Genomic DNA, 26,566 nt, shown 5'->3' on the forward strand with positions numbered 1-26,566 from the left:
ACAAATGTATTTCTCCGCGCCTACCGTGACCGACACCAAGGGGGAGGAGACGGTGGCGGGTGACGCGCTCAACGTGATCGGCTTGCAGAAATCATTCGGCAAGAACCATGTGATCCGGGGGATCGACCTGTCCTTGCGGACAGGCTCGGTGACCGTGCTTATGGGGGCGAATGGCGCGGGCAAGTCGACGCTGGTGAAGATCATCTGCGGCCACCACGCGGCGGATGGCGGGACCATGACGCTCGCCGGGGCGCCCTTTGCCCCCACGGATGCGGCGGATGCGATCACCCAGGGCGTGGTGACCGTGCACCAATCCATCGATGACGGTGTGATCCCAGATCTGGACGTGGCCAACAACCTGATGCTCGACCGGCTGGTGGAGCGGGGGCATGGGTTGTTCGTACGCGAGAAACGTTTGCGGGAGGAGGCCGCGAAGGTCGCCTCTGCCATGGGGATCGAGGTCAATCTGCGCGCGCGGGTCTCGGACCTCTCTGTCGCGGATCGCCAGATGATCGCCATTGCCCGCGCCATGGCGCGGGCGCCCAAGGTGCTGATCCTGGATGAGCCGACTTCATCCCTCTCGGCGACCGAGGCGGACCGGCTCTTTGCCCTGATCGACCGGCTGCGGGATCAAGGGGTCGCGATCCTCTATATCTCGCACCGGATGTCCGATATTCGCCGCCTCGCGGACCGGATCATCGTCATGCGCGACGGCGCGATCTCCGGCAGTTTCGAGACCGCGCCACTGGATTACGAGGCCGCTGTCACGGCCATGCTCGGCCACCGGATGACCGAGGTGGATGTGGAGGTCGCCCCCGGCACCGCCCCGATCCTGCAGCTGCGCAGGCTGCAACTGGCCCCCGGCGCGGCCCCGATCGAGCTGGAGGCTCGCGATGGCGAGGTCGTGGCGCTTGTCGGCCTGCTCGGCAGCGGCAAGAGCAAGCTTGCCGAGATCCTCTTCGGTATCAGCCCCCCGGCACGTGGCGAGATGGAGATCGCGGGCAGCCCCTATCGCCCGAGCTCGGTCCCCGATGCCATTGCGGAGGGGGTCTTCATGTCCCCCAAGGATCGCGGCGCCAATGCGGTGATCCCGGATTTCGACATCGCCGACAACATGACCCTGCCCTTCCTGCGCAGCCTCAGCGCCGCGTCTTTTCTCAGCGCAAAGCGCCAGCGCGCCCGGGCCGACAGCATGGTCGATCAGCTGGGCATCGTCTGCCAATCGGTGAGCGACGGGATCGGCACGCTCTCGGGCGGCAACCAACAGAAGGTGATGATCGCCCGCTGGCTCTTGCAGCCCGCGCGCGTGCTCCTACTCGATGAGCCGTTCCAAGGTGTGGATATCGGCGCGCGCCGGGATATCGGCCGCCATATCCGCGCCACGGCCCAGGGCCGTGCCACGCTCGTCTTTCTTGCCGAGATCGACGAGGCGCTGGAGATCGCCGACCGGATCGTCGTCCTCCATGAAAGCGAGATCGTCGGCGAGCATCGCAATCAGGATATCGACCTCGCCGCCCTCGTCTCGAACATCTCGGGGGCCGCCGCCCCTCAATCAGGCTCTGCTCCATGACCGACCGACTTCTCGATTTCGCCATCCGGTATGGCTTTCTCATTCTGCTCGTGGGGCTGATCGTCTATTTCAGCGTCGCGGCGCCGGGGTTTTTCGGCCCGCTTTCGGCGGCTTTCGTGCTGCAATCCGTGGCGATCACGGGGATCCTGGCACTTGGGGTGACCTGCACGCTGGTGGTGGGCGGGTTCGATCTGTCCATCGGCGCGGTGGCGACTTCGGCCCTGATGCTCTCGGCCTATTCCATGGTGATCCTGGAGCATCCAACCCTTGTCGCCGTGGCGCTCTGCCTCGGGATGGGGGCGTTGGTGGGACTGATCAACGGGCTGTTGATCGTGAAATTCCGGGTGCCGGACCTGCTGGCCACTTTGGGGATGATGTTCCTCCTGATCGGGCTGCAGCGGATCCCGACCCAGGGCAATTCCATCGCCACGGGCATGAGCCTTGGGGACGGCAAATTCGCCGAGGGCACCTTCTCGGCGGCGTTTCTCTGGCTCGGGCGGCACCGGTTTGACCTCTTCATCGACCGGCTCCTGCCCATGCCCGTGGTCGTCTTTCTCGGGATCGCGGTTCTGATCTGGCTCTTTCTCGGCTTCACCCGACATGGGCGGCTGATGTACGCAATCGGCTCCAACGAACGCGCCGCCGGGCTCGTGGGCGCGCCGGTCAACCGCTACAAGATCGCGGCCTACATGATCTCGGGCGTCACGGCCTCCATTGGGGGCATCCTGCTCGCAGCCCGGCTCGGACGCGGAGACATCGCGAGCGGCAACAACCTGCTTCTGGACAGCGTGGCCGCCGCCCTGATCGGTTTTGCGGTGCTGGGCGCGGCCCGGCCCAACGCCTTTGGCACGGCCATCGGCGCGCTCTTTGTGGGGATCCTTTTGCAAGGCATGACCATGATGAACGCGCCCTATTACACACAGGATTTCGTGAAAGGCGCAGTGCTGGTCGCAGCGCTTGTCTTCACATTCTACCTGTCTTCGCGCCGTAGCGGAGCAGGACACTGACCATCAGCGATCGGGAGGATTTAACATGCTGAGACGTCACTTCATGGCCCTGACGGGTGCGGCGAGCCTCGCCCTCGGCGCGGGCGCTGCCACGGCGCAGACCGCGCCTGCCCCGCTCGACAATCCCGGGGACGTCACCATTGCGCTCGTGCGCTACCTGTCCACGGGCGATTTCTTTCAGGCCTATCTCTCGGGAGTAGAGAAGCAATCCGCCGCCCTCGGCGTGAACCTGCGGGTCTTTGACAGCCGTCAGGATGCGGCCCTCCAAGCGGATATGGTCGATCAGGCCATCGCGCTCGGCGTGGACGGGATCGTGATCCAGCACGGGCTGACGGAATCCATGCGCGAGGCCGCCCAGCGGGCCGTGGATGCGGGCATCAAGGTCGTGGCCTTCGATGTGAACGTGGAAAACCCGGCCATCCCGCAGATCGAGCAGTCCGATTACCTGTTGGGCAAGCTCGCCCTGGAGCAGGCCATTTCCGATAACGGCGATACATTTGATGCGGGCTATGTCTATGTGCCCGGGATCGCGCCGCTCGATCGTCGCCATGTGGCCTGGGAAGAGGTGAAAGCCGCCAATCTCGGCATCTCCGAGACCGCGCGGATCGGCACGCTCGACAACCCGATTGCCAATTCCAACGCCAATCAGGCCCGCGCGGCCCTGCAGGCCAATCCCAAGATCTCGGTCTTTTTCGCGCCCTATAACGAGTTCGCCAAGGGGGTGAAGATCGCCACGGATGAGCTTGGGATGAGCAGCGATATGAGCATCTACTCCGCCGATATCTCGACCGCCGACATCGCGCTGATGCGGGAGCCGGGCAGTGCATGGAAGGCCACTGTCGCCACCAACCCTGCCGTTGTGGGCGAGGTCTCGGTTCGGGCGCTGGCGTTGATGCTCGCCGGTGAGGATCCGGGCGCGTCTGTCATCGTGCCGCCGACCCTGATCACCCAAAGCTTCCTGAACGACGAGAATATCCGCAACATGGAGGATCTCGGCGCAAAGATGCCCCAGTTCCAGCATGCGGATGTGGCCATGGCAGACTGGATGCCCCTGCCCGCCCGTTGATCCTCCCCTGACCTTCGGCCCGGATCCGCGCCGCGCGGGACCGGGCCTGACCCTTTGACCGGAGTGCGCCATGCTGATCGGAATTGACCCCCGCACCACGCCCGAGCTGATCTCGACCCTCGCCCGCATGGGCCATGGGGATGAGATCGTGATCGCCGACCGCAATTATCCCGCCACATGGTCCGCGGCGGGCTGTATCGAGCCCGATGTCATCCAGTATCCGGGCCATGACGCGCTGGAGGTGGCGGATCTGATCACGCAGCTCATGCCGCTCGACAATTTCCACAGCCACTCCGCCCTGCGGATGCAGATCGACGATCAGCCCGACACGCTCTCCGAGGCCCATAAGGCGGTCTGGGACCTGTTGCGCCCGCGCCTGCCCGAGGGCGGCATTCTCGAGAGCATCGAGCGACAGGCGTTCTACCAGCGCGCGGGCGGCAGCTTCGCCGTGGTACAATGCAGCGAGGATCGGCCCTTTGGCTGCTTCATCCTGCGCAAGGGCGTGATCTTCTGAGCCTGCGCCCTAGCGCGCCATGAGATGCTCGGCCACCGCTTGGTAGGCGGGCAGCGAGGTCGGGTCGATGAACCCGTTCTGGGCCAGGGGATAGGAGGCCAGCCGCACCAGCACCATCTGCGCCGTCGGGTCCACATAGATCGTCTGCCCATGGACACCCCGCGCCGCGTAGGCCCCATGGTCATTGTGGAACACCCACCACTGGCTCGTATAGCTGCCGCCCTCAAGCGTCGGGAACCCGCTGAACTTTGACCGATCCCCTCCGGCGGCGATGGCCTCGACCACCTGGGGCGGGAAGAGCTGCGCCTCCCCCACGCGTCCCTGGTCGAGCATCAACTGCCCCAGCCGCCCGAGGTCCCGCAGCCCCGCCGTCACTCCCCCACCCGCAAAGGGCACGCCCAGCCCATCCACGGTCTGATAGGCGTCCTGCTCCGCCCCCATGGGGCGCCAGAGCCGCTCGGAGGCAAGCTGCGTCACGGCTTTTCCGGTCACCCGGCTGATCAGCCAGCCCAGCATGTCGGAATTGATGGTCTTGTAGTGGAACGCATCGCCATGGATGCCCTCGGGCGCGACCTGTTGCAGATACGCCCAATAGCCGTTGGGCCCGGTGTAATCCGCCGGTTTCGGCAAGGGGCTGGCCGCCGCGGAGTAGAGCCAGATATCGGCCTGCGGATCCGCGTAATCCTCGGAATAGGCCACGCCTGTGGTCATATCCATGACCTGTCGGACCGTGGCGGAGGCAAAAGCGCTCTCGCCAATCTCGGGGATGATGTCGCGCACAAGGGCGGTGTCGTCCAAAACGCCCTCGGCCACGAGGATCTCGCCCAAAAGCCCGGTGATCGACTTGGTCATGGACATGATCGCGTGTTTGCCATCCTCGGCCAGACAGCCCGCGTAGCGCTCATAGACGATCTCGCCCCGGTGCAGGATCAAAAGGCCGTCGGTGTAAATCATGTCAAAGGCCGCATCGAAGCTCATCGGCCCATCATCGCCCATGGGCCGGAAGCTGAGCACGTCGATCTCCGCCATGCTGGCGCTCAGGGCCTCGGGCGCCAGCACCGGCAAGGGGCGCGGCGCGCCTAGGCCCCGGCTGATCTCTTCAGTGGGCAGAAACTCCCGCAGATGGCAGACCGACCAGCGCAGACGCGGGAAGCTGAAATACACCGAATCCGGCTGGGTGATCTGCTTCTCCGGGGGCGGTGGAAAGCCCTGCATCCAGCCCATCGCGCGCGGATCGGACTCCGCCGCCGAGAGCGTCCCGGCGGGCAAATCCGCCCGTGCTGCGCTACCGAGCACTGTGAGGCCCATGGCCGTGGCCAGAATGACAGATCGCATGACCGGCTCCCTCAGATCCCTGTTGCTTCCAGAAGCTAGAGCGCATCCGCGTCGTGTCGCGCCCGCGCTGCCTTTAGGGTCATAACATCGGATTATGGCCCTCGGCATTCTCCACCTGTCCGTTATCGATTCATGGGCCTATGGTGACCCGGTCAGGGTTGAGGGGAGGCAAGCATGAGACGCAGAATTGCCGTGACAGGCGTGGCCAGCGGGATCGGGGCCGAGCTTGCCGCGCGCCTGACGGCCCGAGGGGACACGGTCGTCGGGTTCGACATCCGCCCGACCACCGAAAACATCGCCCAATTCATCCCGCTGGACCTGAACGACCCGGGTTCCATTGACGCGGCCATCGCAGCGCTGGATGGCCCGCTGGATGGTCTGTGCAACAATGCGGGCCTGCCGCCGCGGGACGGCATGGCAGCTCAGGTGCTGCAGGTCAATTTCATTGGCACGCGCCGCCTCTCCGAAGGGCTGGTCCCGCATCTGCGTGCCGGGGCGTCCGTCGTCAATATCGCCTCCCGGGCCGGGGCGAAATGGGCTGAGAACCTCGAGCAGGTGCTGCGACTCGGCGCCGTGCGGGACCGCGCGGCGCTGGAGGCCTTCGTGGACAGCGAAGGACTGGACCCGACCCGAGCCTATAACCTCTCGAAGGAAGCGGTGATCCTCTGGACCGCCGCCCTTACGGACGAGATGATCGGGCGCGGCGTGCGGATCAACTCGGTCAGCCCGGGTGCCGTGGCCACGGGGATCCTCGACGATTTCGCCCGGGCCTTTGGCGACAAGATGACCCGCAATGTGGCGCGTGCCGGGCGGGCGGGCACCCCGGCCGAGATCGCGCAAGTCGCGGCTTTCCTGCTCTCGGAAGAGAGCGCCTGGATCAAGGGCATCGATCTGGCCGTGGATGGCGGGATGGGCGGGTTCAACATGGCCGATCGGCTCGGGCTTGGCGCCCTCTGCGCCACCCCTGCCCCGGTCTGACCCGCGCGCCATGTCCCAGATCCCTCCGCGTCTCTTTCCCGCCGCGCGCTGGCTGTCGCGCATGGATGCCAGCTCCCTGCGCTCCGATGCAGTGGCCGGGCTCACAAATGCCGCGATTGTCCTGCCCCAGGGCGTGGCCTTTGCGATCATCGCCGGGCTGCCCCCGGAATATGGGCTCTATACGGCCATGCTGGTGCCGATCATCGCGGCACTTTGGGGCTCGTCCATGGTCATGGTCTCTGGGCCGACCACGGCGATCTCGGCGCTTGTCTTCGCCTCGCTGTCGGAATTTACCGAGCCGGGCTCCGCGCGTTTCATCGAGCTCGCGCTGCTGCTGACGGTACTGGTCGGGCTGTTTCAGATCGGCGCCGGTCTTGCGCGGCTGGGCGGGCTGGTGAGCTTTGTCTCCCACTCGGTGATCGTGGCCTTCACAGCGGCAGCGGCCATTCTGATCGCGCTCAGTCAGCTGCCGGCCGCCCTTGGCATCACGGTCGAGCGTGGCGGCAATGTGGTGGAGCGGGTCATCCGTCTCGCATCCGAGCTCGGCGCCACCAATGCTACAGCGCTGGCCATTGCCGGCGTGACCCTCGCCTCGGTGGCGCTGGTCCAATGGCGCGCGCCAAGGGCGCCGGGGTTCCTCATCGCGCTGATGGCGGGCAGTGCGCTGGCTGCCCTTCTGGGTGCCGAGGCCCATGGCGTTGCCATGCTGCCTCCGATCGGATCCGCCCTGCCGAGCTTTGCGCCCCCGGGCCTCAGCTTCGATGATGTGGTGCTACTCGCCCCCAGTGCGGCGGCGATCGCGCTGGTGGGCCTGCTCGAAGCGATCTCGATCGGGCGCAGTTTCGCCGTCCGTCGACAGGAGCGTTTCGCCCCGAACCAGGAGATGGTTGGACAAGGGTTGTCGAATACGGTGGGCGGGTTTTTTCAATGCTATGCGGGCTCCGGCAGCTTCACCCGCTCCGGGGTGAATGCCGAAGCCGGGGCGCGCACGCCGCTTTCGGCCATTCTGGCCAGCGTGACCCTCGCGGTGATCCTGCTCCTTTTCGGGCCGTGGATTTCGGTGATCCCCATGCCGGCGATTGCGGGGCTGATCCTCTATGTGGCCTGGCGGCTCATCGATCGGGCGGAGCTGCGCCATATCCTCACCACCAGCAGGCCCGAGACGCTGATCCTCGTGGCGACCCTCGGCTCCGGCCTGCTGATCGAGCTCGACTTCGCGATCTATATCGGCGTGATCGCCTCTTTCTCGGTCTTCATCTATGACAGCGCGCATCCCTCGCTCCGGGTCTCGGCCCCGGTGGAAACCGCAAGCGGGCGCCGCAAGTTCCGCAATGCCGACCTGCACCACATCCCGGAATGCCCGCAGGTCGTGACCGTGCGCCTGGACGGGCCGCTCTATTTCGGGTCCGTCGAGCATGTGGAGGCGGAATGGGAGCGGATGCGCGCCGCGCGCCCCGGCCAGACGCGCGTGATCTTCTACCTCAAGGGGGTCGGCAAGATTGACCTCTCAGGGGCGGATTTCCTGATCCAGGCGATCCGCGAGGTGCGCGCGGCGGGCGGGCAATTCCACATCGTGGCGCTCTTTCCGCCGCTTCTGGAATGCCTGCGCCGCTTCCATGTGATCGACGAGATCGGCGAGGATCACCTGCATATCTCCAAGGGGGACGCGCTGGCCGCGACCATGGCCGAGCTGGATCTCGGGATCTGCCGAAGCTGCACCCGGCGGATCTTCACCGAATGCGCGGATCTGCCGAATGCGGCCAACGAGGCGGCTCTGGCCCCGCGCATGGGCCAAGACAGGAGGATATCGTGACCCCCGAGGACAAGCTGCGTGCCCATGATGTGGAATTCGAAAAGCGGATCTATCCACTGGCCCCGGATGTCTATCTGGCCGTGGGCTATGCGGCCTCGAATGTGGGGCTGATCATCGGCACGGATGGGCTGATCATCGTGGATACCACCGAAAGCACCGCCGCCGCCGAGCAGATCCTCGCCGGTTTTCGCGAGATCACCGACAAGCCGGTCCGCACGATCATCTACACCCATTCCCACCGCGACCATATCTCGGGCGCCACGGTCTTTGCCGAAGGTGCAGAGGTCGAGATCATCGCCCATCCCGAATTCGAGAGCGATCTTGTTGGCGCCGAGACGCGGCCCGGCCCGAACAAGATCCTGCTGCAGCGCACGGCCCGGCAGTTCGGGATCGGGCTTGAAGCCGGGACCGAGCGGATCAATCTCGGTCTCGGCCCCGGGGATCGTCCCATGAAGGGCATGGGTCAGGGCTTTTTGCCGCCGACGCGCGCGGTGACCGAGGATGGGCAGGTGCTGGATCGCTGCGGAACGCGCCTGCGCTTCCATTTCGCGCCGGGCGAATGCGCCGACACGATCGCGGTGGAGCTGCCCGCCAAGGGTTTGCTCTTCTCCGGCGACAACTTTTACGCCAGCTTTCCCAACCTCTATGCGATCCGCGGCACGCCTTATCGCGACTTCACCACATGGGCCGACAGTCTGGCCAAGCTCGCCGCCCTGAAACCGACCGTGCTGGCTCCGGGGCACACGCGCCCGATCCTCGGCGCGGCGGAGATCCAGACCGCGCTGGCCGATTACGAGGCCGCGATCCGCAGCGTGATCGAGCAGACCGCCGCGGGGATGAATGCCGGGCTGACCCCGGATGCGTTGGTCCAGACGGTCGCCCTGCCCGAGCCGCTCCGCGCAAAGCCCTATCTGCAAGAATACTACGGCACGGTGGCCTGGGCCGTGCGCGCCTATTTCGCGGGGACATTGGGGTGGTTTGACGGGGATCCCGCGACGCTGTTCTCCCTCCCCCCGGCGGAAGAAGCCGACCGTCTGGCCGCACTGGCCGGGGGGCCCAGCGCCCTCGACGCGGCGGCGACACGGGCCTTTGAGGCGGGCGATCTGATCTGGACCCTGAAGCTCTGCGCTGCAGTTCTGCGGCTTGATCTGCCGGAGGCACAGGCGGGCGCCACGCGGATTGCGGCCCTGCGCGCCCTCGCCCGCCAGCAGGAGAATGCCTGCGCGCGGAACTACCTTCTGCATTGTGCGAAACAGGCGGAGAAGGCCTAGCCCGGCCGAAGCAGGACTTCGACCGGACATGGGCCCCTCGCTCCCGTGGTGGTGGTCCACGCCCTGAAGTGCAGGGCCGCGGACGCGGTTTCGGGGCCTAGTTCAACACCCCGGCTTCGCGGTAGTAGCGCGCAGCACCCGGATGCAGCTGCATCTTGCCACGCTGCTGGGCCGCAAAGCCCACATCGAGCGCCGCCGCCCAAGGCGCATCGGACGTGACCTGATCCAGATTGTCCCAGAATGCCTTGGTGACCTGGTAAATCAGCTCTTCGTCCAGATCTGCGCGCACGGCGATCCCGACCGAAGTGTCAAAGGACATCACCGCCGCATCGTTGAGCTGCCCCTCATACATGCCAGCAGGCACTTCGGCCCGGTAGCGCCAGGCGCCGAGATAGGTATCCACCTCCTCATGCGTGTGGCTTTCCGGCCCGATGAAGCGCAGGGTCTCCGTCTCGGTAAATTGCAGGAATTGCTGGCAGGGATCGAGACAGCCATTCACATACATGTCGATGGTGCCATCGAGAAAGGCCTGAAACCCGGTCTGCCAATTGGCGGTGATCGCGTCATAATCCTCGCCCACAACGAGCCCCGTGGTGGCCTGGATCCAACCCCGCGCTGCGTTGAAGGCGCCGCCCCCCTGGGGGCCGAGAAACACCGTCGCGCCTTCGATATCGTCGAGCAGTTCTATGTCGCTCTCGCCCCGCACGGCGAAATGATACTGGCCGTACGGGAACCACATCAGAAGCCGCACATTCTCAGCCGCCTGGGCCGCGTCCTCCTGCTTGGCATACATGCGCGTGCCCGCAGCCATCAAGTTGTAGATCACCGGCGAGGTCATCGCCATCTCGAGATTGCCACGCCCGACCTCAAGCTGGTGCAGGGTCGCGGCCCCGCCGCCCGCAACCTCGATGCTGACATCGTCGAGATTGTCATTCACGATATTGGCGAAGGTCGCCATGGTGATCGCCTGGCCAAGGCTCGGCGCGATGGTGGCCATGCGCAGGGTGTCCTGCGCGTTGACCGGCCCGGCCGAGACCAGCGCCAGAAGCGCGGCTCCCGTCATAAGATGTTTCATTCGGTCTCCTCCCATTCGTCCCGTTGTCAGGCAGCGCTCAAACTGCCGGTGAATTGTCCGAGCGCGGTCGCCCGATCCGGTTCAGCGCCAGAAGCGCGATCCCGAGGATCAGGGCGGGCCCCGCAACAAAAGTCTGGGGCACCAGCACCAGAAGCCCCGCCAACCCGCGCAACCCGCGCTGCACCGGCGAGAGCGGTGCCGCGTCCTGCCCCGCCAGGGCCGAGGACAACAGCCAGAGCGCAAGGGTGAAAGCAAGGATGATCCAGCCAAAGGCCAGCCAGGAGATCTCATCCGGATGGATCATCGCGGCCGAGTTCGACACCTCAGCCCCAAAGAGCGCAAAGACCGCCTGCAGCTTGTAGAGCACCGCCGGGTGGTAGGCGAAGACGAAGGGGATAAGGAACCCCGCAAGCCCGATCCGTGCCGCGGCAAACCCCGTACGGATCGGATCCGCCCCCGCAATGGGGGCCGCCGCAAAGGCTGCCAGCGCCACGGGCGGGGTCACCGTCGACATCACGGCAAAGAACACCACGAAGAGATGCAGGGTCAGCTCCGGAATGCCCACGGCCTCGATGCCCGAGCTCAGCGCGATGACGATGATGAAATAAGTCGCCCCGGGTGGCAGCCCCATCCCCAGCACGATGGAGCCCAGCGCCACAACCGCCAGCACGATCCAGAGCGGACCATCCGCCAGTTGCGCCAAGAGGAGCGAGAGCCGCCCGGCAAAGCCAGAGATCTGGATCAGCCCCACGATCAACCCGATCGCCGCCACGATCACCACGATGGAGGCCGACATGCGTCCGGCCTCTACAAAGGCCCGCCAGATCCGGGAGCGGTTGCGAAACTCGGGAAAGAGCACGAAGGCCGACCCGAAGGCCGCGAGAAAGCCGTAGAACCCCGCCTTGGGAACCGAGGGTTGAATGAACAGAAAGGTCGAAAGCACCCCGAGCGGGATGATGAACACGAGGCATTGCCGGTACTCGGCCCGGTTCAGGGGCGGGCGTTGCTCTGCGGGCAAGGCCCCGATCCCCGCCCGGCGCGCCTCGAAATAGACCGCCATGAACGTGCCGAGATAGTAAAACAGCGCAGGCAGGATCGCCGCGACGACGATGTAGCGGTACTCCAGCCCGATCTGCCCCGCGACGAAGAAAGCGACCACCCCCATGACCGGCGGCATGACCTGCCCGCCGGTGGAGGCCGCAGCCTCCACGGCGCCGGCAAAGGCGGGCCGGAACCCGGCCTTCTTGATCACCGGGATGGTCATCACCCCGGTGGACACCACATTGGAAATCGCCGCCCCGGAGAGGGTCCCAAAAAGCGCAGAGCTCGCCACCGAGGCATGGGCGGCCCCGCCCGTGAAGCGCCCGGTCAGCCGATTGGCGAGCTTCATCAGAAGATCCCCTGCCCCGGAGCCCATGAGCACGGCACCAAAGACGATGAAGATCAGCACATTGCCCGCCACGACCTGGATCGGCTGGCCAAACATGCCCCCGGTCTGGGCCCAGAAATTCTGCACCATGGCGCGCAGGTTCTGCTCGAAGGTCGCATCCGAGCCCAGGAGGATCCCGGTCCAACTCGGCAGATCCCCCCGCACGAAGAGATAGATCACCCAGAAGAGGCAAAACCCCGCGATGAACCCGCCGAACATCCGCCATGTGAGATAGAGCGTGACAAACGCCGCCAGGGGAAACACCACGAAATCAATCGGATCAGCGGAGGGCAAGAGCCCTGCATCCGTGGCAAAGATCCCGAGGATCCAGAAGATCAACGTTCCACCCGCCGCAAGCGCCAGCGCCCAGTTCGCCCAGCGCAGGTTTGGTGCCCGATGCAGGGTCAGCGCCGAGATCACGAGGCCAAAGGCGATGGGCAAGCCGAGGATCAGCCCCGTGGGCTGCAGCATCGCGCGCTCCACCGCGCGCCAGGACGCTCCCAGCCAGTGCTCGCGCATCAAGAGCCGCTGTTCGCGACGGGACAGGTCCTCGAAATCGGCCGCCGTGCTCTCGATGATCCAGCGGACCGCGTCATTGATCGGCCCGCCCGCCGCGTAGAGCAGGATCACCAGCGTGAAGACAACGCAGAGGAGATCCGCCAGACGCGTCTGCAGGTCGGCCCGCTCAGACATCGCGTTCGGATCCCGTCTCGCGGGCCGGGGTGTCGGGCACATAGACCTGTCCCACGGGCCCGCGATACTTCTCCGTCAGCGCGGCGGGCACTTCGCTGCCATCCTTGAGGAAGGGCAGGATCCCGCGCCGGGCCGACCGCCCGCGCATGGCCGCGATATCCGCCTCGGAGCGGGTCACCCGCTGCGCCATGCGCCGCCCCCACTGCGCCAGCCGATCATAGAGCCGGTCAATGACCTCTGCGTGCCCATCGCGGCGGGCCAGGTCATCCAACTCGTCGGGATCGGTCTCAAGATCGAACAGCATGGGGCGGAACCCGCCCTCCGCATGCATGAGCTTGTAGCGGCCGTCAAAGACCATGAAGAGACGCGCATCCGCATCCGACATGCCCAGCACATCGCGCATGGGCGTGACGGAATAGTCGTATTCGCTGATCACCGCATCGCGCCAGTCGGGGTCCTCCCCGCGCAGCCATGGCAGCAGGCTGCGCCCTTCGAGGATGTGTCCCGCCGGTGCACCGCCCGCGACCTCCAGGAAGGTCGGCACGAGGTCTATGGCCTCTACCAGCGCGTCACAGGTCGTACCCCGGGTCGCATCCGCCTCGGCGCGCGGATCATAGACGATCATCGGGATCTTCACCGAAGGGTCGTGGAAAAGGTCCTTCTCCCCCAGCCAGTGATCGCCGAGATAATCCCCGTGATCCGAGGTCAGAACGATCATCGTCTCCGAAAGACTGCCTCGTGCCTCCAGATGATCGAGGATCCGGCCCAGCTGATCATCGCATTGCTTGATCAGCCCCATATAGGCGGGGATGACCTTGCGGCGGACCTCCTCCTGCTGGAAGGCATGGGCGATCTTGTTGCCCATGAACGCGCCATAGACCGGATGGGCCCCATCCCGCTCGCTTTCGGCGCGGGTCGCAGCGGGCACATGGTTCTGCCCGTAGAGCGCGTGATAGGGGGCCGGTACGATATAGGGCCAATGGGGTTTGATATAGGAGACATGGGCACACCAGGGCCCGGTCGCCTGATCAATGAAGTCCAGGGTCCGATCCGTCAGCCAGGGCGTCTCGCTATCCTCTTCGCGGATATTGGCGGGCTTGTCGGCATTGTCGAACATCCAGCCCGAGGCCTTCTCGCCCGCCGCCACACCGGCATTCGCATAATCCGCCCATGGGTTCGCCCCCTCATAGCCCCTGGACTTGAGATATTCGTTATAAGGCGATCTTTTCTCGTCATAAAACCCATCCGGTCCTTCACCCCACAACCCGTCATCCCGGACCCAGACGTCAAAGCCGCACTCGCTCTGACGTGCGCCGATCACGCTGTCCGGTGCCAGCCCAAGACGCGCCATCCCCTCCGCATCGGCCTTCATATGGGTCTTGCCGATCAGCCATGTGGCCATCCCCGCCTTGCGCAGATGGTCCCCCATGGTGTGCTCGCCCACGCGCAGGGGATAGCCGTTCCACTGCGCCCCGTGGGAGGACGCATATCGCCCGGTGTAAAAGCTCATCCGGCTCGCCCCACAGACCGGCGACTGGCAATAGGCGCGGGTGAACCGCACCCCCATCGCCGCGACGCGGTCGAAATTGGGCGTGTGCAAATGTGGATGCCCCGCGCAGGACAGATAGTCGAAGCGCAGCTGGTCATACATGATGAACAGGATGTTCATCGATGCCTCCCTCCCTTGGCCCGTCTCCCCATGGGCCGTTCTCGCAGGCTAGCCGCGCAGGGCCTAACCCCGCAACCGGTCGCTTCTTAGAGACATAAATTCTGGTTATGACCCGAACCCGGCCCCGGCCCGCGCTACATATCGGCCGTGACCGCCTCGACCATGTCCTCGAAGGCCAGTGCTGCGAGGGTCGGCACACGGCCCAGCTCGGCGGTGAGCGCGAGGGCGATCTCCACGTCATTGAGCGGCAGGGTGAGCTCGGCCATCTCCCATTTCGAGGCGAGGTCCGGAAAGAGTTCGGAAGGGAAGGAGCAGAGGTAATCCGAGCCTTCCAACAGAGACATGATCGTCAGGATCGAATCCGAGCAGATGCGTGGACGCGGCGCTTCGAGCCCATGGCGATTGAAATAGCCCTCATAGAGCGGACGCCGATTGCGCGGCCCGATCATCAGCCAGGGCGCCGCCTGCAGGACCTCTGGATCCGTCTCGCCAAGATAGCGCGAGCCCCGTCCCGTCCCGATCGTCAGCCCGGTCTGCAGCAGGCGTTTGGACCGCAAGCCCAGCTCCTCCCCCTTTTCCGGTGCGGGGCCGATCACGTAATCCGCCTCCCGCGCGCGCAGACGCTGAAACGCCGCGCGGGCATGGCCGCCGATGATCTGGACCTGCACCTCCGGGTAGCGGCGCAGATAGCGGGTCAGGACCCGGGGCACGATCCGTGTGGCCGCAAGGGGCGAGACCACGAGGTTCAGCGTCCCGCGCACCTCGCCCTGCATCTGCGCCACATCCTCGGTGAGCAGGTCCAGCTCCCGCCGGATGCTCTGGCACCGGGCGACCACGCGGCGCCCCTCCACCGTGGGCACGGCCCCGGTGGGGCTGCGCTGAAAGATCTGACAGCCGATCTCCGCCTCCGCGGCTTGCAGGGCCTTGGAGACCGCGGGCTGGGACTTCTTGAGGATCAGCGCCGCGGCCCCGAGGCTGCCCGCCTCCGCGACCACCGCGATCAGTTCCACATGTTTTGCCTTCATGTCCGTCCGCCCTCCTCCGCCCGGCAGCGGCGCAGGCGTCACGCCACGCTCTGGGTCAGAGCCGCATTCGACGGCGCGCGGGTCTTGCGGTCAAGATGAAGATGGGTCGGCAGGCAGCCGGCTGACGGTGCAGTCCTCGCCAGGTCGCCCCTCGTTTTCGCGAGAGCCCCGAGCCCCGAGCCCCGAGCCCCGAGGGCGCAGACCGAGGACTTGCTCGCGACACACAAGCCGGCATAGCCAACCGCGTTTGCCTCGCTGGCGTCGGCGTTTCGGCCAAGGAGAGAGCGGCCCCTGGGCTTTCGCCTCGGACACTCGGCGCAGAGCGCGAAGGCCGCGCCTCCTCGCCGCGCGGGTCCCGCGACCACGTCAGATCACCACCCTACGCCCCCGCAGAAGCGCCTGCCAACCGCCCGAAGATCGCGCCAGAGGTCAGGCCTGAGCCCCCCGGATATCCCTCATAGAAGACACCGCCCACCATCTCGCCACAGGCGAAGAGCCCTTCGATCTCTGTCCCATCCTCGCGCAGAACCGCACCGCGATCGGAGACCGAGAGACCGCCATAGGTGAAGGTGATCCCACCGGTCACCGGATAGGCGCGGAAGGGCGGCGTATCGAGCACCTGCGCCCAGTTGGACCGGGGCACTGGCAGACCGGTTGCGGCCTTGCCATCGAGGATGGTCGGATCAAAGGGCGTGTCCTGGTCGACCGCCGCGTTGAAGGCATTCAGGGTCGCAAGGGCTGCGAGCTGGTCTACACCCTCGAGCTTGGCACAAAGGGCCACGAGGCTGTCAGCCTCGACGAAATGCGCCTCTTCGAAATGATATTCGCCATAGAGCAGCGGATCGACTTTGGCGTCAAAGATCTGCCAGGCGAAATGCCCCGGCTGGTCGAGCACGGCCCGCCCGAACTGGGCATAGGTGTAGTTGCGAAAGGTCTTGCCCTCATCCACGAAGCGCTCGCCCTTCGCGTTCAGCATGACCCCCAGGAAGTAGCAGATCTTGCGGAAGTTCTTGCGCTCTGCCGGGGGCAGATGCAGCCCGCCGAAATCCGCCATATGCAGGTCCATGGGCGTGGCGTGACAGCCGTCATAGAGCCCGCGCTGGGCGGCGCCGAGCTCGAGCGCCATGCGCAGCCCGTCGCCCGTGTTATGCGGTGTGCCCCGCACCTTGGCCTTGCGCCAATTGCCGCCCATCCAGGCCTCGCGCAGATCCGGATTGGCCTCGAACCCGCCACAGGCCAGGATCACCGCATCGGCTGCAAGGGTCTCCGCCCCGATCCGCACCCCGGTGACCCGGTCGCCCTCGGTCACAAGCCCGGTCACCCCGGCCCCGCAGCGCAGCCGCCCGCCCATGCGCTCCACCGCGGCAAGCTCCATCTCGAAGAGCCCCACCCCTTCGTTCTGTGCCGCAAGGGTCAGCCCACCCCAGAACACGATCTCGCCATCCCGCTCAAAGCTCTGGCGCGACCAGATCGGCTCGAAGGTCACGTCATGGCTGGCGAGCCAATGCAGGGTGTCGAGGGACTGGTCCACAAGGCGCGTCTGCTCCGGCGAGAGCGGCCTGCCGCCATTGAAGCCCAGCAGATCGTCGGCGAACTGCGCGCGTGGATAGCTTCCAAAGCGGGTCCGGGCGAGCCGCGGATCGGCGCGATCGCGGATCAGGGGCAACAGGTCCTCCGTCCCGTCATAGGCAAACCGCATGGCCCCGGCGGTGTATTTCGTATTGCCGCCTGCGAGGGCTTCGTCGGCCTTTTCCAGCACCAGAACCTCGGCCCCTTTTTCCAGCGCAGCCATAGCCGCACAGAGCGCTGCATTTCCCGACCCCACCACGATCACATGCTTTGACATCGTCTCCTCCATCCGCTACGAATCTTGTATCCAATCGGATACAATACTGAAGGACCGGGACGTGACCCGCAAGGACAATCCAGAACTCAACCAGGGCGGCGCGGCCTATGCGGCCCTGCTCGACGCCATTCGCGCGGGGCACTACGCCCCCGGCGACCGCCTGCGCGAGGTGGAGATTGCGGAGCGTCTCTCCCTCTCGCGCACCCCCATTCGCGAGGCCCTGCGACGGCTGGAGGCCGATGGCATTGTCGAACATCGTGCCCGGATCGGCGCGGTGATCCGCAAGCTGAGCCATGGGGAGGTGGTCGAGCTCTACGAGATGCGTCTGGTGCTGGAACGCACGGCCTCGGAGCTTGCGGCCAAGCACGCCGTCCCCGCCCAGGCCGACGAGTTGGAGGCGCTGAACGCCCAGATCGCCGCCTGCCACGAGGACAGCCAGCGCGCCGCCGCGATCAACCAGCAATTCCACGAGGTGCTCTACCGCGCCGGGCGCAACCGCTTCCTGCTGGAGGCCGCGCGGGCCCTGAACAACGCGCTTCTCCTGCTCGGTCCCACGACGCTCGCTGATGAGGCGCGGATCGAGACGGTCTGCCGTCAGCATGACGCGATCATCGCCGCCATTCGCGCAGGTGATGCGGCTGAGGCAGGCGCGGCCGCCGAGGCCCATTTGCAAACCTCCCTGCGCCACCGCCTCTCCGTGATGCGCGATCTATGATCCTGCTGCGCACATATCTGATCGCTTTCGCCGGGGTCGGGGTCTTCACGGGGCTGGACCTGCCCCTGCCCTGGTTGCTCGGGCCCATCGCGGCCTGCCTGCTCGCAGGGCTGCTCGGCCTCGATCTGCGCGGGCTGAAGCCGGTCAATGAGGCGATGCGGGCCGTGCTCGGCGTGGCCGTGGGGGCGACGCTCAGCCTCTCGGTGGTGCTCTCCATGGCGGCGATGTGGCCGACCCTGATGATGATCCCGGTGCTGATCGCCCTCTCGGCGGTGATCGGGGTGCCCTATTTCCAACGGCTCTGGGGCTTTGACTTCGCGACCAGCTACTATTCGGCCATGCCAGGCGGGCTGCAGGACATGCTGGTCTTTGGTGAGGAGGCGGGCGGCGATGTGCGCGCGCTCTCGCTGATCCACGCGACGCGGGTGATGGTGATCGTCACGATCCTGCCTTTCGTGCTGGAATGGGGCTGGGCGCTGGACCTGTCGAACCCGCCCGGCGCGCCGGCGGCGAGCATCCCTCTGAGCCAGCTAGCCCTGATGGTGGCCGCAGGCCTTGTCGGCTGGCAGGTCGCCCGGCGCGTGGGGCTCTTTGGCGCCTCGATCCTCGGGCCGATGATCGCCGCGGGGATCCTCGCCATGCTCGGCATCCTGCAATACCGCCCCCCCGCCGAGGCGATCTGGGCCGCGCAGTTCTTCATCGGGATGACCGTGGGTGCGAAATACGCGGGCGTGACCGGGCCGGAAGTGCGCCGCGATGTGCTTGCCGCCCTGGGGTTCTGCATCGTGCTGCTGGTTCTCGCGCTGATCTTCACCGAGGCGGTGATCCTGCTGGGCCTCGCCCCGCCGCTGGAGGCGCTGCTGACCTTCGCCCCGGGCGGTCAGGCCGAGATGACGGTGCTCGCCCTGCTCACCGGTGCGGATATGGCTTTTGTCATTGCCCACCACATCCTGCGGATCGTCACGGTGATCATCGGAGCTCCGGTTGCCGCGCGTTGGCTCAGCCCCAAACCTCCGGGTTGATCATGTGGATTGGCGCGCCTTCCGCGAAGGCCGCCACCTGATCGAAGATATCGCTGAACTGGATCTCGTATTCGTCTTCGGTGACGAAGCCGATGTGAGGCGTGGCGATCACGTTGGGATGGGTCAGGAGAGGATGGGCCGGATCCGTCAGGGGTTCGGTGTCGAACACGTCCAGAGCCGCGCGGATCCGCCCGCGGGCAATCTCGGCCTCGAGCGCGCCGGGCGCGATCAGCCCCGCCCGCGCGGTGTTCACCAGAAGGCTCCCCGGGGACATGGCCGCCAGATCCTCCGCCGTGACACCGGCGCGCGTGGCCGGGGTCAGACGTTGATGCAGGCTCACCACATCGGAGGTCGCAAAGAACGCATGGCGCGACGGGGCAACTTGCGCGCCGTCCGCCTCGGCCCGGGCGCGGCTGGCCTCCGAGGCCCACCACTGCACCTCCATCCCCAGCGCCGTGGCATAGCCCGCCACGGCCTGCGCGATCCGTCCATAGCCCAGAAGGCCCAGCTTGCGCCCGCGCAGGGTCCGCCCGACCCCGGATTGCCAGGCCCCCGCCCGCAGAGACGCGCTCTGCGCCGGCAGATCGCGCGCGCTGGCCAGCATGAGGGTCAGGGTCAGCTCGGCGGCCGCATAGTTCGGCCCGCCCCCGCCCTTCATCTTGGAGCAGAGAAGCACGCCATGCTCGGTGCAGGCGGGCACGTCGATATGGGGATAGGCACTGCGCTGGGAAATCAGGCGCAGTTTCGGCAGGCGCGCCAGAAGCGCCCGATCAATCGCCGTGCGTTCGCGAAAGAGCACCAGCGCCTCCGCCTCGGCCAGTCGCGCCGCGAGGGCCTCCCGATCTGCCTCGTGATCCGTCCAGACCGTGACCTCATGCCCGGCCAGCTTGGCAAAACAGGGCAGCCCCCGAAGGGTATCGAACCAATCGTCGAGAATGTGAACCTTCATGCGCCCCCTCTCTGCGCCCCCTCAGCTCCGCGTCAGAGCCGGCTTGTCCCGATATCCTCCGGCGGCAGCAGCCGTCCGATGATCGCAATCAGAAACGCCGTGCTGATTCCAAAGGTCAAAAGCCCGGTGATTGCCCCAAAGGTTGCAAAGATCTGCAGCCCCTCGCCCAGAGTGAGATCCCCGTAGCCCAGGGTCGTGTAGGTCACCGTCGCGAAGTAGAAGCTGGTGGCGATGTCGTCAAAAGCCTCGACGCTCTGAAAGGCGAAGGCCCAGGTCCAGATCTGCACCGTATGCGCCACCAGCACCGTCATCAGCGCAAGAGACAGTAAGAGCGCGGAACGAAACACTTTTCCGCTATGGGAGAACTGCTTGTGCGCGCGTGTCATCAGCGGGATACACAGCGCCATTAACCCCACATGGACAAGGGTGCAAACCGTCAGGAAACAGCTTCCCAACAGAACCTGTGCGGTCATCGACATCGGCATCCTTTCCGGTTTGACTGCTGCGTGAAACACTGCAAGCGTATTGGAAACTGTATAGCGATGGAGCCCCGGATGATGAACCAGCTAATCGCGCGCGCCCTTGTGGCGGTCGCGCTGACCGGGATGCCATTGGGCCTGACGGCGCAAGAAACCACCACCCCCGATATCCCCCGCCCGGCCAAGGTGGCCGTGGTCGAGCAGACCTCCGGCGAGGTCACACGGACCTATCCGGCGATCGTGCTGCCCTCCGACGAGGTGGAGCTCTCGTTCCGGGTCAGCGGGCCGGTGGTCGAGCTGCCGATCCGGGCGGCGACCAGCGTGGCCAAGGGCGATGTGATCGCCCGGATCGACCCGCGGGATTTCGAACGACGGGTCGCCCAGCTCGAAAGCCAGCGCGACCAGTCCGCCGCCCAGCTCGATGCCTTGCGGATCGGTGCCCGGGTTGAGGAAGTGGCAGCCCTGCAAGCGGCCGTGGCGTCTGCCGAGGCGCAGCTCGTCCAGGCCCAGGAACAGGCAGAGCGGACCCGGCAGCTGACCGAGCGGGGCGTGGCCTCGACTGCGCAGCTTGAGGGGGATGAGGCAAACCTGCGCGTGGCCCAGGCCAATCTCCGCGCCCAGCAGGAACAGCTCGCCATCGGCCAATCCGGCGGACGCCCCGAGGATATCGAAGCGGCGGAGGCCGTGCTCCGCGGGCTCGAAACCGAGATCCAGATCGCCCAGGACCAGCTTGACGACGCCACCCTGCGCGCGCCGTTCGACGGGATCATCGCCCGGCGCGATATCGACAGCTTCACCATCGTGCAGGCCGGTGAAAGCGTGGCGCTTTTGCAGAACCTGCAGATCGTCCACCTTCTCTTTGACGTGCCGGGGCCGGATGTGACCGCGCTCACTGCCAATGGGCAGGAGAACATCCGCAACAAGGTGACGTTTGATGCCCTGCCCGAGGATATTTTCGATGGCGAGATCGTCGAATTCTCCGTTCAGGCCGACACGGCCACCCAGACCTATCGCGGGCGCGTGGCAGTGGTTCCGCCGGAGAACGCGGCGATCCTGCCCGGCATGGTGGGCCGGGTCCTGTCCTCGGCTCCGGGCAACGGGCAGAAGCTGCTGATCCCGCTGACAGCCCTCGCCGCCGACCCCGATGGCAGCCCCTTTGTCTGGCAGGTGCAGGAGGACAACACCGTGCGCCGCCAGCCTATCACCCTGGGCGAGGCAGAGGGCGACAAGGTCGCGGTCGCCGATGGCCTCGCGGCGGGCGACACGGTCGTGGCCGCCGGGGTCAGCCAGATCATGGAAGGCATGAAAATCCGCCCCGTGACGAAGATCGGGGGCTGAGCCAGTGGATCTCGCAGATTTCGCGCTCAAAAAGCGCATCATTTCAGCGGTCTCCACGATCCTGATCCTGATTGCCGGCTATTACGCCTATTCGACCCTGCCGCGGTTCGAGGACCCGGAATTCATCATCCGACAGGCCCAGATCATCACCCCCTATCCCGGCGCGGGCGCCGAGGAGGTGGCCGAAGAGGTCACCGAGGTGATCGAGGACGCGCTGCAGCAGCTTCAGGGCGTGCTGGAGGTGCGCTCGGTCTCCTCCCCGGGGCTGAGCAATGTGATGGTGGAGTTCACCATCCCGTCCGTGCCGGATTACGACACACTCTATCAACGCTTCGCGCAGATGCGGGCCAAGATCGACGACGCGCAGCCGAACCTGCCGCCGAATGCGCTGACCAGTCAGGTCTTTGACGATTTCGGCGATGTCTACGCGCTCTATTTCGCGGTGGTGGGCGACGGTTACTCGATCACGGATCTTTACAACTATGCCAAGGAGTTACAGCGCCTTCTTGTGACAGTGGATGGTGTGTCCAAAGTCGTTCTGAACGGGGTTCAGGACGAAGTGATCTATGTGGAATACTCCTCCGCGCGGCTGATCGAGCTGGGCCTGACTTCCGAGCAGGTCTCCCAGATCCTCGAGGGGCAGAACCTTGTGATCCCCGGCGGTTCGATCCAGGCTGGACAGACGCGGCTGGAGATCCGCGTGCCCGATGGGGTGTCCTCAACCGAAGCGATCTCGAACCTCGTGATCACCAACCCGGAGAATGGCGCGCTGTTCCGGCTGGGCGATATTGCCGAAGTCACGCGCGGGTTGATCGATCCCCCTGCGGGCCTGATCTACCGCGATGGACGGCCCGCCATCGGGATCGGAATCTCGAACACGCTGGGCGGCAACGTGGTGAATATGGGCGTCGCCGTGAAAGAGCGGATGGCGCAGAACATCTCGGAAAGGCCCATCGGGATCGAGGTGCTGGCGATCTCGGACCAGAGCGACAGCGTCAAGGTCTCGGTCGATGACTTCGTGAGCAACGTGGTGCTTGCGCTGGTGATCGTGGTCGGCACGCTGATGATCTTCATGGGCCTGCGCTCGGGCCTCCTGATGGGGGGGATCCTGCTGGTCACCGTGGCGGGCACGCTCTTTGGCATGCTGCTTTACGGGCTCGATATGCAGCGGATCTCGCTCGGGGCGCTGATCATCGCGCTGGGGATGCTGGTCGACAATGCCATCGTGGTCGTCGAAGGGACCCTTGTGCGCGTCCAGAAAGGCGAGAGCACTGCGAAGGCCGCCGTGGCAGTGGTGAACCAGACGAAATGGCCCCTTCTCGGGGGGACCGTGGTGGGCTTTCTTGCCTTCTCGCCCGTGGGTTTTTCGCCCGACAATACCGGGGAATATGCGGGCAGCCTGTTCTGGACCATCGCGATCTCGCTCCTCTTTTCCTGGCTCGTGGCGATCTGGCTCACGCCCTATTTCTGCTCGCTTCTGCTGAAGCCGCCTGCCCCCGCCGAAGACGGCACCGGGGCCCCGCCCCCCAAGCCCGAGAACACGGCCCTGCGCGCCTATCGTGCGTTGCTCGCCAAGGCGATCCGCTTTCGCTACGGCACGGTGGTGCTGGTGGTGGCGCTCTTTGCCTCGGCCATCGCCATGTTCAGCCAGGTGCCGCCGGGCTTCTTTCCGACCTCGACCCGGCCGCAATTCGTGGTGGATTACTTCCTGCCCAAGGGCACGGATATCACCCGCACCCGCGAGGATGTGCTGGAGATCGACGCCCATGCCCGCACCCTTGCCGGGGTGACCGGCACGAACACCGCCGTGGGCAGCGGACACCAGCGCTTCATGCTGATCTACGAATCCGAAGATCCGGACAGCTCCTACGGGCAGGTTCTGGTGGATGTGGAAAGCTTCGATCAGATCTCGGGCCTTGTGGACGAGCTGCAGGGCTGGATCGACGAGCGCTATCCCGAGGCCACGGCCAAGGTCTGGCAGTTCACCCTCGGACCCGGGGGCGGCTCGAAGATTGAGGCGCAGTTCAGCGGGCCGGACGCGGCAACCCTGCGCGCGCTGGCAGAACAGGCCAAGGAGGTCATGGCCGAGTACGGCGCGATCGCGATCAAGGATGACTGGCGCGAGCAGGTCCCGGTGATCGAGCCCCGGATCGACACGGACAGCGCCCGGCGGCTGGGCCTGTCACAGGCCGATATCTCCACCGCGCTCTACGGCCATCTCAACGGCATTACTCTGGGAGTGTTCCGCGAGGGCGACGAATTGCTCGATGTGGTGATGCGCCCGCGGGAATCCGACCGCAATGATGTGGGCGGCTTGCGCAATGTGCAGGTCTTCAGTCAGGTGACCGGCGGCTATATCCCGATCTCGCAAGTGGTGGAAAGCTTTGACGTGGTCTTCGAGGCAGGCAATCTGCGCCGCGTGGACCGGCAGCTCACCATCACGGCCCAGTCGGACAACGCGCCCGGCGTGCTGTCTGGGGACCTCTTCGAACAGGTACGCGGCCCGATTGAAGAGATCCCCCTGCCCCCGGGCTACACGCTCAGTTGGGAGGGGGAGTATGGCAACTCGCAGGAGGCCAATGCCGGCCTCGCCTCGACCATGCCTCTGGGCTTCGGGGCGATGATCCTCGTGGTGATCCTGCTCTTCAATGCGGTCAAGCAACCGCTGATCATCTGGCTCACTGTGCCGCTGGCGCTGATCGGGGTGATCTGGGGGCTGGCGCTGACGGGCACACCGCTGGAGTTCATGGCAATCCTCGGGGTGCTCTCGCTGACGGGGATGCTGATCAAGAACGCGATCGTTCTGATCGACGAGACCGACAGTCAGATCGATGGCGGCAAGGCGCGCATGTCCGCCGTGGTCGATGCGGCGGTCAGCCGGGTGCGCCCGGTGGTGCTCGGCGTGCTGACCACCGTGCTCGGGGTGGTGCCGCTCCTCTGGGATCCGTTCTTCAAATCCCTTGCGGTGGTGATCATCTGCGGTCTGAGCTTTGCGACGATCCTCACGCTGATCATCGTGCCGACCCTCTACACGATCTTCTTCCGCGTCCGCGCGGAAGAGACCGAAGGCGCGGCTGGCTAGAGGCCGACGAAGATCCGGATCACGACCGCATTGGCCAGATCCACGAAGAAGGCCGAGACCAGGGGCAGCACGATGAAGGCCAGCGGTGCTGCCCCGTAGCGTTTCGTCACCGAGGACATGTTGGCGATGGCCGTGGGCGTGGCGCCGAGGGCAAAGCCCGCAAACCCGGCGCTGAGCACGGCGGCGGTGAAGGTCCGGCCAATCACCGGGAACACCACGAGGAAGATGAAGGCGGTCGTCATCGCCACTTGCAGCACCAGCACCCCGAGGATCGGCCCGCCCAGCTCGGCAAGCGTCCAGAGCTGCATGCTCATGAGCGACATGGCCAGAAACACCGACAGGCTATAGTCGGAGACCACCGCGAGCGCCCGACTGCCCGCAGGCCAGGTCAGCCGCGGCAGCAGATAGGGAATGGTGTTCGACATCACGATCCCCACCAGGAGGCAGGGCACAAAGAGCGGCAGCTGGAGCCCGGCCTCAAGGATCATCACATGGGCGATATAGCCCAGCAGGATCGCCACATGGGCCGCCAGCATCGAACGCATCAGGCTGATATGGTTGACCACCTCGCTGGGCGCGCCGGGATCCTCGAACTCGAGCCCCACGACCGGGGCGGCATCCGCCTCCCCCCGGAGCCCGTGCCGGTCGATCAGCCGCTTGGCGATCGGCCCGCCGATGGTCGCCGCCAGCACGAGGCCGAGGGTGGCTGCGGCAATGCCCAGCTCGGAGGCCGCCGCGAACCCGGTCATCTCCTCGATCTGCGGCCCCCAGGCGATGGCCGTCCCATGCCCGCCGATCAGGGCCGCCGAGCCCAGAAGCACCCCCACAGGTGTCGGCAGATCAAAGAGCAGCGCACCGAGATAGCCGACCCCGTTCTGCAGCACCATGAAGACCAGCGTCAGCGCCAGCAGAAGGCCCAGCAACCGCCCGCCCCGCAAGAGGTCCGCAAAACGCGCATTCAGGCCAATACAGGCGAAGAACAAAACCAGCAGGTAGTCCCGCACCGCCAGATCAAAGACGATCTGCCGGCCGCTCAGGGCAAAGACCGCCCAGGTCAGAAGCGCCACCGCCAGCCCGCCCGAGACCGGTTCGGGAATGTTGTAGTCCTTCAGGATCCCCACGCTGCGGGTCAGGAACGCCCCGATGAAATAGACCAGAAGGCCAATCGTGACGGAAATGAAGGCGGGGACGAAGATCTCGGGCATGGCGGGGGGTCCTGTGGGGCGGCGCGCGCCCCGGTGTCGCCCTGCCCGCGCGAGATTGCAAGCGTGGCACTTAAGCCGCGTCAGGGTCCTTGCACGGCCCGGGCCCGGCCAGATCGTTCAGGATCGGGCAATCGGGGCGGTCATCCCCATGGCAAGCCGTGACCAGATTGCGCAGGGTCTCCTCCATAGCGCGAAGCTGCGCGATCTTCTCCTCGATCTGCGACAGGTGCTCTTCGGCGACGGCCTTGACCTGGGCGCTGGCCCGGTGGTCATCCTCGTAAAGCGCAAGGAGGGTCCGGCAATCCTCAATCGAGAAGCCCAGCGTGCGCGCCCGCCCCAGAAAGGCGAGCTTGTGCAGATCGCTGTCGCGAAAGACCCGGTAGCCATTGGCGCTGCGCACCGGGCGGATCAGGCCGATCTCTTCGTAATAGCGGATGGTCTTGGGCGGCAGGCCCGCGCGGGCGGCGACATCTCCGATATTCATC

General features: G+C 65.8%; 21 protein-coding genes. 11 read left to right on the top strand and 10 right to left on the bottom strand.

The genetic code is table 11. From position 1 onward, the window contains the following. Positions 1-25 precede the first annotated feature (25 nt). The 4 genes from ACP153_RS08345 to ACP153_RS08360 all read left to right on the top strand — a co-directional run bounded on the left by ACP153_RS08345 (position 26) and on the right by ACP153_RS08360 (position 4,157). On the top strand, positions 26-1,570 hold the full coding sequence (locus ACP153_RS08345; RefSeq protein WP_424970517.1) for a sugar ABC transporter ATP-binding protein: 1,545 nt from the start codon (positions 26-28) through the stop codon (positions 1,568-1,570). Beyond that, complete coding sequence (locus ACP153_RS08350; protein WP_424970518.1) at positions 1,567-2,577, top strand: ABC transporter permease; 1,011 nt, start codon at positions 1,567-1,569, stop codon at positions 2,575-2,577. The genes ACP153_RS08345 and ACP153_RS08350 overlap by 4 nt, the downstream gene beginning before the upstream one ends. Before the next feature lie 25 nt (positions 2,578-2,602). Beyond that, positions 2,603-3,643: a substrate-binding domain-containing protein gene (locus ACP153_RS08355; protein WP_424970519.1), complete on the top strand. Its 1,041-nt coding sequence runs from the start codon at positions 2,603-2,605 to the stop codon at positions 3,641-3,643. Positions 3,644-3,713: 70 nt separating this feature from the next. After that, positions 3,714-4,157, top strand: coding sequence for an RbsD/FucU family protein (locus ACP153_RS08360; protein WP_424970520.1), 444 nt, complete (start codon positions 3,714-3,716; stop codon positions 4,155-4,157). A gap of 9 nt (positions 4,158-4,166) precedes the next feature. On the opposite strand, the gene ACP153_RS08365 is transcribed toward ACP153_RS08360, so the two are convergent. Then, positions 4,167-5,492: a serine hydrolase domain-containing protein gene (locus ACP153_RS08365; RefSeq protein ID WP_424970521.1), complete on the bottom strand. Its 1,326-nt coding sequence runs from the start codon at positions 5,490-5,492 to the stop codon at positions 4,167-4,169. 174 nt (positions 5,493-5,666) lie between these two features. Between ACP153_RS08365 and ACP153_RS08370 the strand changes: the two genes are divergently transcribed. Genes ACP153_RS08370 through ACP153_RS08380 form a run of 3 tightly spaced genes read left to right on the top strand, consistent with a single transcriptional unit; the run spans position 5,667 to position 9,554 of the window. Continuing rightward, positions 5,667-6,470: a coniferyl-alcohol dehydrogenase gene (locus ACP153_RS08370; RefSeq protein ID WP_424970522.1), complete on the top strand. Its 804-nt coding sequence runs from the start codon at positions 5,667-5,669 to the stop codon at positions 6,468-6,470. Positions 6,471-6,480: 10 nt separating this feature from the next. Next, positions 6,481-8,283 (top strand): SulP family inorganic anion transporter, encoded by a 1,803-nt coding sequence (locus tag ACP153_RS08375; RefSeq protein ID WP_424970523.1) that lies wholly within the window; start codon positions 6,481-6,483, stop codon positions 8,281-8,283. Next, entirely contained in the window at positions 8,280-9,554 is a 1,275-nt protein-coding gene (locus tag ACP153_RS08380) for an alkyl sulfatase dimerization domain-containing protein (RefSeq protein ID WP_424970524.1), read from the top strand. Before ACP153_RS08375 ends, ACP153_RS08380 begins: the two co-directional genes overlap by 4 nt. A gap of 97 nt (positions 9,555-9,651) precedes the next feature. Here the strand turns inward: ACP153_RS08380 and ACP153_RS08385 are convergent, their stop codons facing one another. The 5 genes from ACP153_RS08385 to tcuA all read right to left on the bottom strand — a co-directional run bounded on the left by ACP153_RS08385 (position 9,652) and on the right by tcuA (position 17,291). Beyond that, entirely contained in the window at positions 9,652-10,629 is a 978-nt protein-coding gene (locus ACP153_RS08385) for a TAXI family TRAP transporter solute-binding subunit (protein ID WP_424970525.1), read from the bottom strand. 37 nt (positions 10,630-10,666) lie between these two features. After that, positions 10,667-12,751, bottom strand: coding sequence for a TRAP transporter permease (locus tag ACP153_RS08390; RefSeq protein WP_424970526.1), 2,085 nt, complete (start codon positions 12,749-12,751; stop codon positions 10,667-10,669). Continuing rightward, positions 12,744-14,420, bottom strand: coding sequence for a sulfatase-like hydrolase/transferase (locus tag ACP153_RS08395; RefSeq protein WP_424970527.1), 1,677 nt, complete (start codon positions 14,418-14,420; stop codon positions 12,744-12,746). The genes ACP153_RS08390 and ACP153_RS08395 overlap by 8 nt, the downstream gene beginning before the upstream one ends. Before the next feature lie 134 nt (positions 14,421-14,554). Continuing rightward, positions 14,555-15,445: a LysR family transcriptional regulator gene (locus tag ACP153_RS08400; protein WP_424970528.1), complete on the bottom strand. Its 891-nt coding sequence runs from the start codon at positions 15,443-15,445 to the stop codon at positions 14,555-14,557. Positions 15,446-15,824: 379 nt separating this feature from the next. Further along, complete coding sequence (gene tcuA / locus ACP153_RS08405; RefSeq protein WP_424970529.1) at positions 15,825-17,291, bottom strand: FAD-dependent tricarballylate dehydrogenase TcuA; 1,467 nt, start codon at positions 17,289-17,291, stop codon at positions 15,825-15,827. Positions 17,292-17,352: 61 nt separating this feature from the next. Between tcuA and ACP153_RS08410 the strand changes: the two genes are divergently transcribed. Further along, complete coding sequence (locus ACP153_RS08410; protein ID WP_424970530.1) at positions 17,353-18,006, top strand: GntR family transcriptional regulator; 654 nt, start codon at positions 17,353-17,355, stop codon at positions 18,004-18,006. Continuing rightward, entirely contained in the window at positions 18,003-19,028 is a 1,026-nt protein-coding gene (locus ACP153_RS08415) for an AbrB family transcriptional regulator (RefSeq protein ID WP_424970531.1), read from the top strand. Before ACP153_RS08410 ends, ACP153_RS08415 begins: the two co-directional genes overlap by 4 nt. On the opposite strand, the gene ACP153_RS08420 is transcribed toward ACP153_RS08415, so the two are convergent. Further along, complete coding sequence (locus tag ACP153_RS08420; RefSeq protein ID WP_424970532.1) at positions 19,006-19,977, bottom strand: D-2-hydroxyacid dehydrogenase family protein; 972 nt, start codon at positions 19,975-19,977, stop codon at positions 19,006-19,008. The genes ACP153_RS08415 and ACP153_RS08420 overlap by 23 nt on opposite strands. A gap of 32 nt (positions 19,978-20,009) precedes the next feature. After that, positions 20,010-20,462 (bottom strand): ion channel, encoded by a 453-nt coding sequence (locus ACP153_RS08425; RefSeq protein ID WP_424970533.1) that lies wholly within the window; start codon positions 20,460-20,462, stop codon positions 20,010-20,012. Between the two features lie 69 nt (positions 20,463-20,531). Here ACP153_RS08425 and ACP153_RS08430 point away from each other — a divergent pair, with 69 nt between their 5' ends. Beyond that, positions 20,532-21,794, top strand: coding sequence for an efflux RND transporter periplasmic adaptor subunit (locus tag ACP153_RS08430; protein ID WP_424970534.1), 1,263 nt, complete (start codon positions 20,532-20,534; stop codon positions 21,792-21,794). A 4-nt stretch (positions 21,795-21,798) separates the two neighbouring features. Next, positions 21,799-24,876 carry an efflux RND transporter permease subunit gene (locus ACP153_RS08435; protein WP_424970535.1) on the top strand — a complete coding sequence of 1,026 codons (3,078 nt, stop codon included), beginning with the start codon at positions 21,799-21,801 and terminating at the stop codon, positions 24,874-24,876. Here the strand turns inward: ACP153_RS08435 and gltS are convergent. After that, positions 24,873-26,081, bottom strand: coding sequence for a sodium/glutamate symporter (gene gltS / locus ACP153_RS08440; RefSeq protein WP_424970536.1), 1,209 nt, complete (start codon positions 26,079-26,081; stop codon positions 24,873-24,875). The two genes, ACP153_RS08435 and gltS, sit on opposite strands and share 4 nt — an antisense overlap. Before the next feature lie 70 nt (positions 26,082-26,151). Then, complete coding sequence (gene cueR, locus ACP153_RS08445; protein ID WP_424970537.1) at positions 26,152-26,565, bottom strand: Cu(I)-responsive transcriptional regulator; 414 nt, start codon at positions 26,563-26,565, stop codon at positions 26,152-26,154. Between the last annotated feature and the right edge of the window lies 1 nt (position 26,566).

This window comes from Dinoroseobacter sp. S76 (genome assembly GCF_049801095.1).
Classification (GTDB): domain Bacteria; phylum Pseudomonadota; class Alphaproteobacteria; order Rhodobacterales; family Rhodobacteraceae; genus Dinoroseobacter.

Coding starts and splice junctions, on each gene's coding strand:
- ACP153_RS08350 (WP_424970518.1), top strand. CDS start 1,567: ATGACCGACCGACTTCTCGATTTCGCCATCCGGTATGGCTTTCTCATT.
- ACP153_RS08355 (WP_424970519.1), top strand. CDS start 2,603: ATGCTGAGACGTCACTTCATGGCCCTGACGGGTGCGGCGAGCCTCGCC.
- ACP153_RS08360 (WP_424970520.1), top strand. CDS start 3,714: ATGCTGATCGGAATTGACCCCCGCACCACGCCCGAGCTGATCTCGACC.
- ACP153_RS08365 (WP_424970521.1), bottom strand. CDS start 5,492: ATGCGATCTGTCATTCTGGCCACGGCCATGGGCCTCACAGTGCTCGGT.
- ACP153_RS08370 (WP_424970522.1), top strand. CDS start 5,667: ATGAGACGCAGAATTGCCGTGACAGGCGTGGCCAGCGGGATCGGGGCC.
- ACP153_RS08375 (WP_424970523.1), top strand. CDS start 6,481: ATGTCCCAGATCCCTCCGCGTCTCTTTCCCGCCGCGCGCTGGCTGTCG.
- ACP153_RS08385 (WP_424970525.1), bottom strand. CDS start 10,629: ATGAAACATCTTATGACGGGAGCCGCGCTTCTGGCGCTGGTCTCGGCC.
- ACP153_RS08390 (WP_424970526.1), bottom strand. CDS start 12,751: ATGTCTGAGCGGGCCGACCTGCAGACGCGTCTGGCGGATCTCCTCTGC.
- ACP153_RS08395 (WP_424970527.1), bottom strand. CDS start 14,420: ATGAACATCCTGTTCATCATGTATGACCAGCTGCGCTTCGACTATCTG.
- ACP153_RS08400 (WP_424970528.1), bottom strand. CDS start 15,445: ATGAAGGCAAAACATGTGGAACTGATCGCGGTGGTCGCGGAGGCGGGC.
- tcuA (WP_424970529.1), bottom strand. CDS start 17,291: ATGTCAAAGCATGTGATCGTGGTGGGGTCGGGAAATGCAGCGCTCTGT.
- ACP153_RS08415 (WP_424970531.1), top strand. CDS start 18,003: ATGATCCTGCTGCGCACATATCTGATCGCTTTCGCCGGGGTCGGGGTC.
- ACP153_RS08420 (WP_424970532.1), bottom strand. CDS start 19,977: ATGAAGGTTCACATTCTCGACGATTGGTTCGATACCCTTCGGGGGCTG.
- ACP153_RS08425 (WP_424970533.1), bottom strand. CDS start 20,462: ATGCCGATGTCGATGACCGCACAGGTTCTGTTGGGAAGCTGTTTCCTG.
- ACP153_RS08430 (WP_424970534.1), top strand. CDS start 20,532: ATGATGAACCAGCTAATCGCGCGCGCCCTTGTGGCGGTCGCGCTGACC.
- gltS (WP_424970536.1), bottom strand. CDS start 26,081: ATGCCCGAGATCTTCGTCCCCGCCTTCATTTCCGTCACGATTGGCCTT.
- cueR (WP_424970537.1), bottom strand. CDS start 26,565: ATGAATATCGGAGATGTCGCCGCCCGCGCGGGCCTGCCGCCCAAGACC.